24 protein-coding genes are annotated in these 14087 nt (G+C 23.6%); 13 read left to right on the forward strand and 11 right to left on the reverse strand.

Annotated elements, in window-relative coordinates; all coding sequences use genetic code 4:
• Window positions 1-2: 2 nt before the first annotated feature.
• Both AACK86_RS07410 and AACK86_RS07415 read right to left on the reverse strand, forming a co-directional pair.
• Window positions 3-251 carry a transposase gene (locus AACK86_RS07410; RefSeq protein ID WP_422398353.1) on the reverse strand — a complete coding sequence of 83 codons (249 nt, stop codon included), beginning with the start codon at window positions 249-251 and terminating at the stop codon, window positions 3-5.
• On the reverse strand, window positions 236-688 hold the full coding sequence (locus AACK86_RS07415; RefSeq protein ID WP_338982632.1) for a transposase family protein: 453 nt from the start codon (window positions 686-688) through the stop codon (window positions 236-238). The genes AACK86_RS07410 and AACK86_RS07415 overlap by 16 nt, the downstream gene beginning before the upstream one ends.
• Window positions 689-867: 179 nt before the next feature.
• Here AACK86_RS07415 and AACK86_RS03090 point away from each other — a divergent pair, with 179 nt between their 5' ends.
• The 8 genes from AACK86_RS03090 (at window position 868) to AACK86_RS03125 (ending at window position 5934) form a co-directional block, all read left to right on the forward strand.
• Window positions 868-1290 (forward strand): hypothetical protein, encoded by a 423-nt coding sequence (locus AACK86_RS03090; protein ID WP_338982607.1) that lies wholly within the window; start codon window positions 868-870, stop codon window positions 1288-1290.
• Window positions 1268-1771: a DUF2779 domain-containing protein gene (locus tag AACK86_RS03095; RefSeq protein ID WP_338982609.1), complete on the forward strand. Its 504-nt coding sequence runs from the start codon at window positions 1268-1270 to the stop codon at window positions 1769-1771. The genes AACK86_RS03090 and AACK86_RS03095 overlap by 23 nt, the downstream gene beginning before the upstream one ends.
• A 185-nt stretch (window positions 1772-1956) precedes the next feature.
• Window positions 1957-2313 carry a hypothetical protein gene (locus AACK86_RS03100; protein ID WP_338982611.1) on the forward strand — a complete coding sequence of 119 codons (357 nt, stop codon included), beginning with the start codon at window positions 1957-1959 and terminating at the stop codon, window positions 2311-2313.
• A 45-nt stretch (window positions 2314-2358) separates the two neighbouring features.
• Window positions 2359-3192: a hypothetical protein gene (locus AACK86_RS03105; protein WP_338982612.1), complete on the forward strand. Its 834-nt coding sequence runs from the start codon at window positions 2359-2361 to the stop codon at window positions 3190-3192.
• Between the two features lie 363 nt (window positions 3193-3555).
• Window positions 3556-3963, forward strand: coding sequence for a transcription antitermination factor NusB (locus tag AACK86_RS03110; protein WP_338982614.1), 408 nt, complete (start codon window positions 3556-3558; stop codon window positions 3961-3963).
• 14 nt (window positions 3964-3977) lie between these two features.
• Window positions 3978-4715 (forward strand): hypothetical protein, encoded by a 738-nt coding sequence (locus tag AACK86_RS03115; RefSeq protein WP_338982616.1) that lies wholly within the window; start codon window positions 3978-3980, stop codon window positions 4713-4715.
• A 13-nt stretch (window positions 4716-4728) separates the two neighbouring features.
• Window positions 4729-5544, forward strand: a complete 816-nt coding sequence (locus tag AACK86_RS03120; RefSeq protein ID WP_338982618.1) for a TlyA family RNA methyltransferase — start codon at window positions 4729-4731, stop codon at window positions 5542-5544.
• 57 nt (window positions 5545-5601) lie between these two features.
• Window positions 5602-5934, forward strand: a complete 333-nt coding sequence (locus tag AACK86_RS03125) for a hypothetical protein (protein ID WP_338982674.1) — start codon at window positions 5602-5604, stop codon at window positions 5932-5934.
• On the opposite strand, the gene AACK86_RS03130 is transcribed toward AACK86_RS03125, so the two are convergent.
• From AACK86_RS03130 to AACK86_RS03160, 7 genes are all read right to left on the reverse strand, one after another.
• Window positions 5906-6028 carry a hypothetical protein gene (locus tag AACK86_RS03130; protein ID WP_338982619.1) on the reverse strand — a complete coding sequence of 41 codons (123 nt, stop codon included), beginning with the start codon at window positions 6026-6028 and terminating at the stop codon, window positions 5906-5908. The two genes, AACK86_RS03125 and AACK86_RS03130, sit on opposite strands and share 29 nt — an antisense overlap.
• 15 nt (window positions 6029-6043) lie before the next feature.
• Window positions 6044-6973 carry a GTPase Era gene (gene era / locus AACK86_RS03135; protein ID WP_338982620.1) on the reverse strand — a complete coding sequence of 310 codons (930 nt, stop codon included), beginning with the start codon at window positions 6971-6973 and terminating at the stop codon, window positions 6044-6046.
• Window positions 6936-7745 (reverse strand): ABC transporter permease, encoded by an 810-nt coding sequence (locus AACK86_RS03140; protein WP_338982622.1) that lies wholly within the window; start codon window positions 7743-7745, stop codon window positions 6936-6938. The genes era and AACK86_RS03140 overlap by 38 nt, the downstream gene beginning before the upstream one ends.
• Window positions 7735-8511 carry an ABC transporter ATP-binding protein gene (locus AACK86_RS03145; RefSeq protein WP_338982624.1) on the reverse strand — a complete coding sequence of 259 codons (777 nt, stop codon included), beginning with the start codon at window positions 8509-8511 and terminating at the stop codon, window positions 7735-7737. Before AACK86_RS03145 ends, AACK86_RS03140 begins: the two co-directional genes overlap by 11 nt.
• A 59-nt stretch (window positions 8512-8570) precedes the next feature.
• Window positions 8571-8957, reverse strand: coding sequence for a cytidine deaminase (cdd, locus tag AACK86_RS03150; RefSeq protein ID WP_338982626.1), 387 nt, complete (start codon window positions 8955-8957; stop codon window positions 8571-8573).
• A gap of 10 nt (window positions 8958-8967) precedes the next feature.
• The gene (ybeY, locus tag AACK86_RS03155; RefSeq protein WP_338982628.1) at window positions 8968-9435 is read right to left on the reverse strand and encodes an rRNA maturation RNase YbeY; all 468 of its coding nucleotides are present in this window, start codon (window positions 9433-9435) and stop codon (window positions 8968-8970) included.
• A 188-nt stretch (window positions 9436-9623) separates the two neighbouring features.
• Entirely contained in the window at window positions 9624-10679 is a 1056-nt protein-coding gene (locus AACK86_RS03160; RefSeq protein ID WP_338982630.1) for a hypothetical protein, read from the reverse strand.
• 133 nt (window positions 10680-10812) lie between these two features.
• On the opposite strand from AACK86_RS03160, the gene AACK86_RS03165 reads away from it, so the two are divergent.
• Complete coding sequence (locus AACK86_RS03165) at window positions 10813-11265, forward strand: transposase family protein (protein ID WP_338982632.1); 453 nt, start codon at window positions 10813-10815, stop codon at window positions 11263-11265.
• Complete coding sequence (locus AACK86_RS07420) at window positions 11250-11393, forward strand: hypothetical protein (RefSeq protein ID WP_422398354.1); 144 nt, start codon at window positions 11250-11252, stop codon at window positions 11391-11393. The genes AACK86_RS03165 and AACK86_RS07420 overlap by 16 nt, the downstream gene beginning before the upstream one ends.
• 113 nt (window positions 11394-11506) lie before the next feature.
• Here AACK86_RS07420 and AACK86_RS07425 read toward each other — a convergent pair whose 3' ends face one another.
• On the reverse strand, window positions 11507-11899 hold the full coding sequence (locus tag AACK86_RS07425) for a transposase (RefSeq protein WP_422398350.1): 393 nt from the start codon (window positions 11897-11899) through the stop codon (window positions 11507-11509).
• On the reverse strand, window positions 11884-12255 hold the full coding sequence (locus AACK86_RS07430; protein WP_422398297.1) for a helix-turn-helix domain-containing protein: 372 nt from the start codon (window positions 12253-12255) through the stop codon (window positions 11884-11886). Before AACK86_RS07430 ends, AACK86_RS07425 begins: the two co-directional genes overlap by 16 nt.
• A gap of 80 nt (window positions 12256-12335) precedes the next feature.
• Between AACK86_RS07430 and AACK86_RS03175 the strand changes: the two genes are divergently transcribed.
• The 3 genes from AACK86_RS03175 to AACK86_RS07440 all read left to right on the forward strand — a co-directional run bounded on the left by AACK86_RS03175 (window position 12336) and on the right by AACK86_RS07440 (window position 13763).
• On the forward strand, window positions 12336-12536 hold the full coding sequence (locus AACK86_RS03175) for a hypothetical protein (protein WP_338982634.1): 201 nt from the start codon (window positions 12336-12338) through the stop codon (window positions 12534-12536).
• 397 nt (window positions 12537-12933) lie between these two features.
• Entirely contained in the window at window positions 12934-13386 is a 453-nt protein-coding gene (locus AACK86_RS07435) for a transposase family protein (RefSeq protein WP_422398298.1), read from the forward strand.
• Window positions 13371-13763, forward strand: a complete 393-nt coding sequence (locus AACK86_RS07440; protein WP_422398306.1) for a transposase family protein — start codon at window positions 13371-13373, stop codon at window positions 13761-13763. The genes AACK86_RS07435 and AACK86_RS07440 overlap by 16 nt, the downstream gene beginning before the upstream one ends.
• The last annotated feature ends 324 nt before the right edge of the window (window positions 13764-14087 follow it).

The raw sequence follows: 14087 nt of genomic DNA on the forward strand, positions 1-14087 counted from the left end.
TTTTAAACTAGTCTATTATGTTGTTTTTGTGCTTTATTTAAATGGTTTTTCTTTGTTTTCTTTGTAGGTATTAGAACATTATTGTGAATTTTTTGTATTCCTTGATAACCACTATCAACTATTAATTTGGTATTTTTTAAAATTGGGATTTTTGATTCTTTAAATAAAGCATAATCATGTTTTTTCCCAAGTGAAAAACTTGTTGCAATAATTTTTCTGGTTTCTTGTTCGATAATTACTTGTGTTTTAATGGTGTGTTTTTTCTTTTTACCAGAATAAGATTGTTTTTGTCTTTTTTTGGGCGTTGGATTGGAGTTTCGGTAGCATCAATAATAATAGTTTTATCATTAAAATAATCATTTATTAGTGCTTTTTTACCAGCAAGTTGTTGAAAATCAGAGTTTTTAATTAAAATATCTTCAATTCACTTGATATTCCGATAACAATTAGCTTCACTAATTCCGAAATTTTTACCAAGATGAAAATAAGTCTGATATTCTCGTCAATATGATAAAGTCATCAATAATCTATTTTCTAGTGATAATTTATTAGTTTTACCACCTTTTTTAAATTTTTCTATTTCAGCTACTTGTAAAATATCTAACATTTTATTAAAAGTGGATTTTTTTATTCCTGTTAATCTTAACCATTCTTTATCATTAAGAGTATTAAATTTATTATTGTTCATATTTTGATATCCTCATAAATTATATTTTATAAGAATATTTTAATAAAAAAGGTATCGCAAGAAGTCTAATTCATTTAAATAGCAATTATATCCATCAATTTGCGTTAGACTATGATTCTTTATTTATTTTAACAAATGATTATGATTTAACAACTACTGGTGCAAAAGAAGAAAATATTATGATTGGTATACAAAAAGGTTTAAGAAAGCGCGATTTTAACGAAGATATTAAGCAAATTAAAAATATTTTTCAAATGCCAGTAGACAAAATATTAGCGTGGTTAAAAACTAGTCAATGTCATAATAATGGCAATTATGATTACTGTAACCATATTTATTCTAAATTGCCTAAAAAACATACAATATTTAATCTTTATCAGTTAACAAAAAGTAAAAAAACTAAATTATATTATGAAGATAATTTATTGGATTTAACTAACCCGTTGCTTTTAAATAAAAAATTTAGTTACAATCAATCTCGACAAATTAAAGTAATTCAAGGAAAAGAATCTATCGTTGATTTAAAAGCAAAATCATATTTACAAAAAAACATATCAACAATATCAATATCCCATTTATATGTATGATTTTGAAACTGTTAAAAGTGCCATTCCTAAATATTATAATTGTAAACAATATGAACAAATTCCGTTTCAATATTCGGTTCATATTTTATTGGATAATAAGTTTAATGAAGAAAAACATAATATTAAACATTATAGTTATTTAGCTGATGGCGTGAGTAATCACCGCTTAATTTTAGTAGAAAAATTAATTAATGATTTAATGTGCTTTGGTTTAGGTACTTATGTTGCATATAATAAAAGTTTTGAGAAGCAAGTTTTAAAAAAATTAGCATTATTATATCCCATTCATAAAGAAATCTTAATGCAAATTTATGAACGAACAGTTGATTTAATGGATTTTTTTAAAAACTTTGCAATTTATAAAGCAGAATTTAATGGTAGTCTTTCAATTAAGAAAACATTACCGGCTTTTAATTTGGAATTTTCTTATGATGATTTAAAAGTGCAAAAGGGAACCGATGCATCAACTTTATTTCGTAAGCGATTATATAATTAATTGCAAATTAAAAATCCAGATTTTTTTAGAAAGTTAAATAATACTTGAAAAACTATTAGTTTAAAGGAATGACAAAATAATTATACTACCAATATGTTATTGTATTTTGAACGCGATACTTATGGAATGGTATTTTTATTTGTTGAAATTTCAAAATTATTACAAGAAAAAAGGTGGATATCATAATGGGTAAAATGTTGAGAATAATGGATGAATTAATTAGACTTATTAGAAAAGGAAATCGCTTTTCTAATAACCATAATTATATTTATTTAGATTTTGCTTATGAGGTATTAATTTTTAAAAAAGAACCATTAACAATCAAAGAAATATGAAAATATGGTAGAAAATTAAAACTTATGAATAGTATGATGAGAATGAAAAAATTATCAAAGCGACCTCTTTTAACACTAGCAACGATATTAACAAATAATATTCAAACTAATAAAAATTCCATTTTTATTATGAATGCCAATTATAAAAAATTTAATTTAAAACAAGAAATTATTGATAATGCAATTAATGAACAAAGATATCCTTAAATCCATTATTAGAAATTTATTAAATTAAAGAAAGGAATTTCAAATATGTTTTTAGATTTTGCTAAAAAAGTATTAAAAGTTAAAAATCAATCATTAACCGCAGAAGAAATTTGAAATTTTGGCAATGAATTAAAATTTACTAATCTTATTAATAAAATGAAAAAAATATCAAAAACGCCAATTTCAAAACTGTCTATTATTTTAATTAATGATATTCAAAATAATCCTCATTCAAATTTTATTTGATATCGTGAGTCTGGTAAGTTCGCTTTAAAGAATGAAAGCAATATAACAGAGAGGTCAGAACCAATTAATAAAACATCAAATAATGGTGAAATTAATTTAGAAACAACAAATTCTTGTATGACAACGATGAATGATGTTAAAACAAAAGTGCTTGAAAATACTAATGATGAATGTTGTACAAAACAACTTGAAGAAGGAAATACTAACAATATACCAAATAATATTGAAAATGGAAATATTAAATTGGATAAAATAAGAAATCATTCTGTATTTAATGAAAGAGATTTACATTCCGTTGTTGTCAAATTTTTACATAATTCTGCTTTTAACATTTCTAGTAAAACAATTTTTCATGAACTTTCAAGTAAAAAAGTTTCTGGTAAAAATAAATGATTGCATCCTGATATTGTCGGCGTTCATTTTCCATTTAATGATTTTAGTAAAAAAACTTTAAAATTACAAAAAGAATATTTAGGGTCTTTGAAAACAAAGTTTTATTCATTTGAATTAAAAAAAGAATTAAGTTTTGCTAATCTTCGTGAATCTTATTTTCAAGCAGTATCTAATTCATCTTGAGCCAATGAAGGGTATTTAGTAGCCTTAAAAATTTCTGAAAGTAAATGACTTTATTAATGAATTAAAAAGACTTAATGATGCTTTTAATATTGGTGTTATTAAGCTAAATCCTAATAATATTAAGCAAAGTATTATTTTATTTCCAGCAAAAGAAAAAGAAATTCTTGATTGAGCAACAATTGATCGCTTAGTTACTGAAAATTCTGATTTTAAAGATTTTGTTAGAATTGTTATTCAATCATTACAAGCAAATACAATTATTGGTAATTTTGATGAGGTACTAACAGATGCCGAATATGAAAATTATATTAATGAAAAACATATTAAAGAATAATAAAATATTTGAATTAAGCATATTTTCTATTTAATAGAAAATATGCTTTCTTTTATGCTAAAATTAGTAATAACGGTGGTAAAGATATGGAAAAAAAATCACAGCATGATATAAGAGAAAGCATAATTTTTTTTATCTATCAACAACAATTATTAAATTATGACTTAGAAACAATTATTAAAGAAATTAAAGAAAACGAAGCAGATTTTAATGTGGAAATTATTAATAATTTAATCCATCTTTTTGAACAACGAAAAATTATAATTAAAATTATTAATAAGTACTTAAAAGTAGGGTGACATTTTTCTAAATTATCTAATTTAGAACAAGGGATTTTATTATGAGCAACTTATGAATTACTGATTTTAAAGAAAAATTCAGCAATTATTATTAATGAAGCAGTTCTTATTACTAAAAAGTATTTCATCAATACTGAATATAAATATATTAATGGCATTTTGCAAAGTATTGCTGATAATGAGAAAAATGACTAACAAGGATGACAACTATGGGAAATAAATTACTGAAGAAATCTATTAAATTAGCAAAGAAAACATTAATTAAAACCATAAAACAAACCAATAATCCAGAAATTATCCAAGATGGCTTGTATATTTTAAATGTTGTTACTAAACATAGTATTTTTATGCAAGCATTAGGTCTATTAATTGTTAACGAAAAATTAAGTCCCGAGTTATTTATTCGTCATTTAATTTCTTGCAAAGCTATAGTTTGTAGTCAAATTTATCTTTTTGATTTAGAAATTAAAAAAATTAAAAATCTGAAAGTAATTAATGAATTTTTTCAAAACCTAGCGGTTAATTCTGCAATTAAATCACCAATTGAATTACAACTACAAGATATTTATAATAGTAAAATTAAAAATATTAATGAGTTAAAAGGTTTAGGATTAGTAAGAAATGAAAAATTTTATCTTCTCGCCCATCTGATTGGTAATTCATTTGAATCGGTAGCAATTTTTAATCACAAAGAAAATAATAAAACTTATTATTATAATTTTGGTTTTTATTTAGCATTATATTTTTTATTACATCGTGAAACCTTAGCCCGAAAAGCTAAAATTCCTTCTTTATTAGACCGATTGCCAACACAAAATCTTTTAATTGTAAAGCTTAATATTATGGAAAAATATATTAATGCTATTGCTACAATATACCCTTTAGAATTTAACGAATTTATTATCCTCAATAACAAATCAATAAACAAAATGAAAAATTTATCGTAAGTGAAGAGCAACAATGGAAAAAATCCGATTAGATATATTATTAGTTCAAAAAGAATTATTTCATTCCCTAACTGAAGCTCAAAGTGCCATTATTAATCATCAAGTACTTGTAAATGATGAATTAATTATTAAGTCAGGAACTTTAGTTGCCCCTAATAGTATTATTAGAATAAAAAAACAAGATAATCAATTTGTTTCTCGTGGAGGATATAAATTAAGTAAAGCTCTTAAAACGTTTAATATCAATTTAGAAAATCTTGTATGTTTAGATATCGGTTCTTCTACGGGCGGTTTTACTGATTGTATGTTACAAAATAAACCAAAATTGGTTTATAGTTTAGATGTCGGTACTAATCAATTAGCTTGAAAATTACGAACTCACCCCCAAGTAATTGTTATGGAAAACACTAATTTTCGTTATGTCAAGAAAGAAATGTTTAAAGATAATATTAGTTTTTGTGCTATTGATGTTGCCTTTATTTCATTAACAAAAATTATTCCGGTTTTAACAGAAATTTTAATGCCCTCAGGTCAATTAGTTTGTTTAATTAAACCACAATTTGAAAGTAGTAGAACGCAAATTGAAAAGGGGGGCATTGTTAAAAACCCCATAGTGCATTATCAAGTATTAAATAATTTAATTGCTTTTTTTAAAAAATATGGTTTTTCTTTACAAGGTTTAATTTATAGTCCAATCGTTGGTCATAAGAAAGGAAATATTGAATATTTAGCTCATTTATCTTTCAATAACCTTTTACAAAGCAAAGAAATTGATGTTATAAAATTAGTAGATGATGCTTTTAATACCCTTAAAAATACCACCAAATAGATTTTATATTAACTAAAAAGGATAAGTTAAAAGATGAAAGTGATATTTTATATTGATATGAATGCTTTTTTTGCTAGTTGTCATCAAGTTATTGATCCAAGGATTATTTCCAAACCTATTGTTGTTAGTAGTCAATCCAGAAGAGCAATTGTTGCTTCAGCTAACTATGAAGCGAGAAAATATAATATTAAAACCGCCATGCCCTTATATCAAGCAAAAGCGTTATGTCCGCCATTAATTTGTATTAACACCAATCGTAAACTTTATATTGAGTATTCACATAAAATTTTCAATTTATTAGTAAATAATTTTACCAATAAAGTAGAAATAACTTCGATTGATGAATTCTGTTTAGACGCAACTAATATTTATCTTCAATATAATAAATAGCAATAATGCCATTAATAGTATAAATATTAACAATAGCATCAACCAATTGATAATCTTGTTTATTAACAATTATTCCTGAAATTTTTGTTGTCAATGCACTTTATTTCCTTTATTTTTTACCATAACCTAATTTTGCTAATATGTTAGGACTATCTCTTCATTTTTTTATTACTTTAACGAATAATTCTAAATAAAATTGGGTTGCAAAAATTTCTTCTAATTCAATTCTTGCTTGCGAACCAATATTTTTAATCATTTTACCACCATTACCAATTAAAATTCCTTTTTGCGAATCTCTTTCAACAACAATAGTAGCAATTACACGAATAATTTTTTTTGTTCTTTCTTTTTTAAATTCCTCAATTAAAATTGCAACACCATGTGGTACTTCTTGATGAGTTAATAAGAGAATTTTCTCACGAATAATTTCTTTAACAAAAAAATCTTCTTGTTGATCTTGAAACATATTTTTAGGAAAATACTGTGGTCCAAGCGGTAATGTCATCATCAGTTTATTTAATAAAAAACTAATATTAATATTTTTTAAACAACTAATACCAATAATTTCTTGAACATTAAATCGTTCATTTCATAATTTAATTTTTTGCTCTAATTGCTCAGAAGTAATTAAATCAATTTTTGTCAATCCTAAAAAAATTGGTACTTCTCGTTCCTGCAAAGACTTATATATATATTGATGTGTTAATGAAATTTCTTCATAACTATTAACTAATCATAAAATACCTTCAACACCTTTAGTACTTTGCATTGCCACCCGATTTAAACTTTTTCCTAATTCATTAGTAGACTTATGAATTCCTGGACTATCAATAAAAATTATTTGATAATCATCGGTAATCAAAATTCCTTGAATTCGATTTCTTGTTGTTTGCGGTTTATTACTAACAATAGCAATTTTTTTTAACATTAAAGTATTTAATAAAGTAGATTTACCAACATTTGGTTCACCAACAATGGCAATAAAACCAGAACGAAAATTATTATTCATATCATTTTCACCATTTAATTGCAACGCCAATAAATACTAAGGGCAAGGCACTAGAAACTAAAATATTAATAATAAAATTTGTGTTGGATAAGATACTATTGTTAGCAATATTATTCATTAATAGACTACTTGGATATTTAAAAATTGATAAATAACTAAAAATCTTAAAAATTAAATTCTTATCAAAATTTAAATTTGATAAAAATACGCCACTAAAAAGCATCATTGGTAAAAATAAAGCATTAGAAATTAACATATGTTGTTTTTGAGTTTTAAAAAATGTTGCTAATAAAACTCCAAAACTAATACTAATAATAATAGAAAATATTAAATAACCAATAACTGGTAAATTAATAAAACTTAAAAGTTCACTAATATTAAATTGACGCCCAAAAATAATGATAGTTCAAAATAATGTTATTAAAATTGTAAACAAACTTAAAATACAACCAAATAAAATAACAGTTAAGAAAAAAGTTCTGGGTTTCATATTAATTGATCCAAAATGTTTAATAATTATTGAATTACGAAATTCAACAATTGTTCCTGAAATAATTTGAAACCCAATAATCATTACTTGAATCATTAATGCCCCCGCAATCATATTTTTTATTTTGCTTAATAAAAATTCAGCATCAACATTAGGTAATTCACTGGAAAAAACAACGAAATCAATTATTAATATCATTAAAGGAAAAAAAATTAAATAACTAATGGCCATATATCCGCGAGAATAATAACGAATTAAAAGTTTAAAAAAACTTTTAAATAATCTTTTTTCTGTCAGCAAGTTATTGAACATTATTTTTTTTCCTTTCATTATCAATCATTAAAGAAAAATTATTATTTTTATCTTGTTCTTTATAAAATTTAAATTTTACCTTTGTATATTCAGCAACGGTACCATATTGTTCAATAACTTCTTTAACAGTAATTTGTTCTTTAATTAAACCATTATGTAAAAAAATAATTTTTTCACAAAACTTTTCTACTTCACTCATAATATGAGTTACTAAAATCATCGTTACATTTTTCTTAACAATATTTTCTTCTAAAAATTCAAAAATATCTTCACGAACTTCAATATCTAAACCTGTTGATACTTCATCTAAAATAATTAATTGCGGTTTATGAATAACCGCTAATAAAATATTTAATCTTTGTTGTTGACCTCCAGATAAAGAATTAATTTGTTTTTTCTTAATATCATCTAATTGATATGTTTTTAATAAATTTTCTAAATCATCATAATGATATTTAATATTAAAAGTTTCTAAGTAATATTGAATCATATCTAAAATAGTAATACCCATCGGATATTTAGAATCTTGAAACTGAATCCCAATAACTAATTCTGACTTTTTTCAAAGTACTCCTGCTGTTGGCTTTCTTATTCCCGCAATAATTTCTGAAATAGTTGATTTGCCACTACCATTAGCACCAATTAAACCAATTCGTTCGCCACAATAAATTTGTAAATTAATATCTTGTAAAGCTCATTTTTGACGATATTTTTTACTTAAATTTTTTATGTCAACTAATAATAAATTACTATTTGTTTCCTTCATAAAATTATGCTCCATTACTATAAATTTATCTTAAATATATTTCTTTATCCTAATATTATTTAGTTAATTGATTTAAACCGATTCGGCAACAATTGTTCATTTTTATATGTACCAACTATTTCTGTTTCATTATAAATATAAACTTGACAATTTGCGGTTAATAATTCACTCATTACTTGGCGACAACTACCCCAAGGAGTTATTCCTGTTTTTGTATAAAGATGAATGGCAATTAAATCTTCTTTTGTAAAACCTTGCGTATATGCTTGCATCAAAGCTACTCTTTCAGCACAAATAGTTTCACCATAAGCGACATTTTCAAGATTAACACCTTTAATTATTATATCATCCTTTATTTGTAATATTGCTGCTACTTGAAACTTTGAATATGGACTATAAGAATTATTACTTAACTCTTTTAATATTTTTAAATAATCTTTTTCCATAATTTCTCCTCTATTTATTTCTAGGAATTTTTAGTTTTGTTAATACTTCATCTTGTAAAGCAAACATGATATCTTCTTCTGATTTAGTTTGATGATCATATCCCAATAAATGCAACAAACCGTGTAAAAATAAAAACGATAACTCGCGCAATAAACTATGTTCGTATTTATCGGCTTGTTCTTGTGCTAATTCAAAACAAATAAAAATATCACCTAAAATCCGCATATTAATCATCGCATAAAGCTTTTGATTATCTGCTTCAACGGGAAAAGATAGCACATCAGCAACATAATTTTTTTGCCGATAAGTTTGATTTAATTTTAAACTCATTTCTTTACTAATAATGTTTAACGATAATTCCAAAGCATCATCAATATTTAACATATCAGTTATTGTATTTAAAATTTTATGTCACCAGTCAGTATAAAATGTGACATCAAATTCAGTATTATTAATAATATCAAAATTATTTTTCATATCTTACCTCACTAATTAAATTATATCAAATTAATTCAGTTTTAAAATATTGTAATAACTTTTACTATTATAACAAATGTTTTATTAATAAGCATTTGCTATTTCTTAAATTAACAAGAAATCATAGTAATAAATAAAAATACTAAGAATTTTAAAATTCTTAGTATTTTCTAAATTAATTAACTAAATTAACTTTTAATAATTTTTGGTAATTCTAACATAAAATATTGATTTAATATTTCTCATCCATAAGTTCGTAAATGCTTCGGCGTTAACATTCAATAGGCAAAAGCCTCACCAAATCACTCTTCAATTCAAATAGATTCTAACGGATGGAAAATATGATAATTACTAGGAACTAAAATTCATGAAAATAACATTTGCGATAAATAATTATTAAAATTTATTTTTTTATTTAATCATTCTCAAAGATGAAATGCTCCGCTTTGATTATTATTTTTAAAATATGTATAATAAGAAACTAAGTGTCCATATTCATGAGCAAAAACATTATGAGCAGCACTAGTAGGGTTCACAATATAATCTTTAAATTCTTGACCATTATAAGTAATTATATTTCAATCACCTTGATATCACTTTCAAGCATCTTCTTTATTAATGCCAGCACCAAAAAGTAATAAATTTATCATTTGATTAGCATCGTCTTTATTAACAATACCATTCAAGGCATTCAATTCTTGAATATAAGTTCATTGAAGTTTTGTTAAACTATTTTTCAAGAATTTTTTACCATAAAGAAAATTTAATTGCCCAAAAAAAGATATAAACGCTTGTTTCATTTCACCTACAGTATTAATTTTAAAAAAAGGCATTCAATTAACTTCATCATTATCGTTTCAAATATTGTTTATTGCTTCTAAAGTATTAAACTCAAAATATGATCCAATTGTTTCCAATCCATCTTTTATTTTAGTGGCCTTGTTAGATGCTTTGCGAGTCAAAATATTATCTCACTTGCTTAAAAATATTTTATCATTACTATCTAGCTTAGTTTTATGATTTTCTTTTAAAATATCTGTAAACCATCCGGAAATATCATCGTTAGGTTGCATAATTAAGTTAATAAAATCAATATTTCGGTCAAAAGAAACTTTTTCGCGTTGCAAGATTTCAAAATAATTATGAGAATAAATTTCATTAATTTTATGATTATTAATTACTTGATAAAAACTATTTCCTAATGTAATAACGGATATTAAACATCCACTTACTATTTTTCGCATAGTTAGTATCCTTTCATAATAATATTAATTCATATTAATGATTTCATTATTAACAACATCAATATTAGACTTCTTGCGATACCTTTTTTATTAAAATATTCTTATAAAATATAATTTATGAGGATATCAAAATATGAACAATAATAAATTTAATACTCTTAATGATAAAGAATGGTTAAGATTAACAGGAATAAAAAAATCCACTTTTAATAAAATGTTAGATATTTTACAAGTAGCTGAAATAGAAAAATTTAAAAAAGGTGGTAAAACTAATAAATTATCACTAGAAAATAGATTATTGATGACTTTATCATATTGACGAGAATATCAGACTTATTTTCATCTTGGTAAAAATTTCGGAATTAGTGAAGCTAATTGTTATCGCAATATCAAGTGAATTGAAGATATTTTAATTAAAAACTCTGATTTTCAACAACTTGCTGGTAAAAAAGCACTAATAAATGATTATTTTAATGATAAAACTATTATTATTGATGCTACCGAAACTCCAATCCAACGCCCAAAAAAAGACAAAAACAATCTTATTCTGGTAAAAAGAAAAAACACACCATTAAAACACAAGTAATTATCGAACAAGAAACCAGAAAAATTATTGCAACAAGTTTTTCACTTGGGAAAAAACATGATTATGCTTTATTAGACTTCTTGCATAACCTATTAAAAAAATTACAAATATTTGTAAAAAGACAGTAATAGAAAAATATAATTTTAATTAATTATGTCTTTTATCTAAAAAATTAATATTTTGCCACAACAAAAAATGAATTTATTATTTAAATTCTTTAATTTTAAATAAATCTTTTATGTTAAATTAATAATTGCAAATTATAAATTGAGGCAATTAAATTAAATCTTAAACCAAATCTTTTTCTACGATTACGATATTTTTCTGTCATAATTTTAAATTTTTTAAGAATAGCAAAAATATTTTCAATAATAATTCTCATTTTTGAAACTAGTCTATTATGTTGTTTTTGTGATTTATTTAAATGGTTTTTCTTTGTTTTCTTTGTAGGTATTAGAACATTATTGTGAATTTTTTGTATTCCTTGATAACCACTATCAACTATTAATTTGGTATTTTTTAAAATTGGGATTTTTGATTCTTTAAATAAAGCATAATCATGTTTTTTCCCAAGTGAAAAACTTGTTGCAATAATTTTTCTGGTTTCTTGTTCGATAATTACTTGTGTTTTAATGGTGTGTTTTTTCTTTTTACCAGAATAAGATTGTTTTTGTCTTTTTTTGGGCGTTGGATTGGAGTTTCGGTAGCATCAATAATAATAGTTTTATCATTAAAATAATCATTTATTAGTGCTTTTTTACCAGCAAGTTGTTGAAAATCATAGTTTTTAATTAAAATATCTTCAATTCACTTGATATTGCGATAACAATTAGCTTCACTAATTCCGAAATTTTTACCAAGATGAAAATAAGTCTGATATTCTCGTCAATATGATAAAGTCATCAATAATCTATTTTCTAGTGATAATTTATTAGTTTTACCACCTTTTTTAAATTTTTCTATTTCAGCTACTTGTAAAATATCTAACATTTTATTAAAAGTGGATTTTTTTATTCCTGTTAATCTTAACCATTCTTTATCGTATTATTATTTTTCCACTAATTATGCTTGTGATAAATCTTGTAATTGGTGGTATTTTAGGTATTCATATTGAACGACCAAAAGTTGGTTTTCGTAAAAAATATCGAAAATCAGTTGCTAATTGAGGAACTAAGAAACAATCATCTAGTGGTCCAATTAAAAAATTTAGTGGTAATAGTCCTAAAAATAGACGGTGAGTTGACCAACATGGACGGCGAATAAAAAGGTAGGTTTAGAAAATGTTTAAATTAATAATTTTATTTATTAGACTTCTTGCGATACCTTTTTTATTAAAATATTCTTATAAAATATAATTTATGAGGATATCAAAATATGAACAATAATAAATTTAATACTCTTAATGATAATCTGTTCCAGGAATGGTTAAAGTTCAAATTAAATCAAAAACTTTATAAAACATATCGCTGATCAAACTAGCCATTTTTTCTAAGTTTTCCATTTTTTAAACTCCTTTACTTGTTTTTCTTCTTCAGATTATTTTTTAACTTAGTAAGTATCTTACTGAATTTTTCCATTTTTAAATATTCTAATGCTTCAATAGACTTCTTGCGATACCTTTTTTATTAAAATATTCTTATAAAATATAATTTATGAGGATATCAAAATATGAACAATAATAAATTTAATACTCTTAATGATAAAGAATGGTTAAGATTAACAGGAATAAAAAAATCCACTTTTAATAAAATGTTAGATATTTTACAAGTAGCTGAAATAGAAAAATTTAAAAAAGGTGGTAAAACTAATAAATTATCACTAAAAAATAGATTATTGATGACTTTATCATATTGACGAGAATATCAGACTTATTTTCATCTTGGTAAAAATTTCGGAATTAGTGAAGCTAATTGTTATCGCAATATCAAGTGAATTGAAGATATTTTAATTAAAAACTCTGATTTTCAACAACTTGCTGGTAAAAAAGCACTAATAAATGATTATTTTAATGATAAAACTATTATTATTGATGCTACCGAAACTCCAATCCAACGCCCAAAAAAAGACAAAAACAATCTTATTCTGGTAAAAAGAAAAAACACACCATTAAAACACAAGTAATTATCGAACAAGAAACCAGAAAAATTATTGCAACAAGTTTTTCACTTGGGAAAAAACATGATTATGCTTTATTTAAAGAATCAAAAATCCCAATTTTAAAAAATACCAAATTAATAGTTGATAGTGGTTATCAAGGAATACAAAAAATTCACAATAATGTTCTAATACCTACAAAGAAAACAAAGAAAAACCATTTAAATAAAGCACAAAAACAACATAATAGACTAGTTTCAAAAATGAGAATTATTATTGAAAATATTTTTGCTATTCTTAAAAAATTTAAAATTATGACAGAAAAATATCGTAATCGTAGAAAAAGATTTGGTTTAAGATTTAATTTAATTGCCTCAATTTATAATTTGCAATTATTAATTTAACATAAAAGATTTATTTAAAATTAAAGAATTTAAATAATAAATTCATTTTTTGTTGTGGCAAAATATTAATTTTTTAGATAAAAGACATAATTAATTAAAATTATATTTTTCTATTACTGTCTTTTTACAAATATTTGTAATTTTTTTAATAGGTTATGCAAGAAGTCTATTTAATTAAAAAATTCACTAATTATTTAGTGAATTTTTTAAATATATTTATAAATCGTTTAAACGATATTTTTTTATTGCAGAACACATTCCCAAACTGCTATAGCTTCTTAAATGTTTTTAAAAAGCTGACTATCTTTAATGTTGCTAAGAATA

It is taken from the genome of Spiroplasma endosymbiont of Eupeodes luniger (assembly GCF_964019525.1).
GTDB lineage: Bacteria > Bacillota_I > Bacilli_A > Mycoplasmatales > Nriv7 > Nriv7.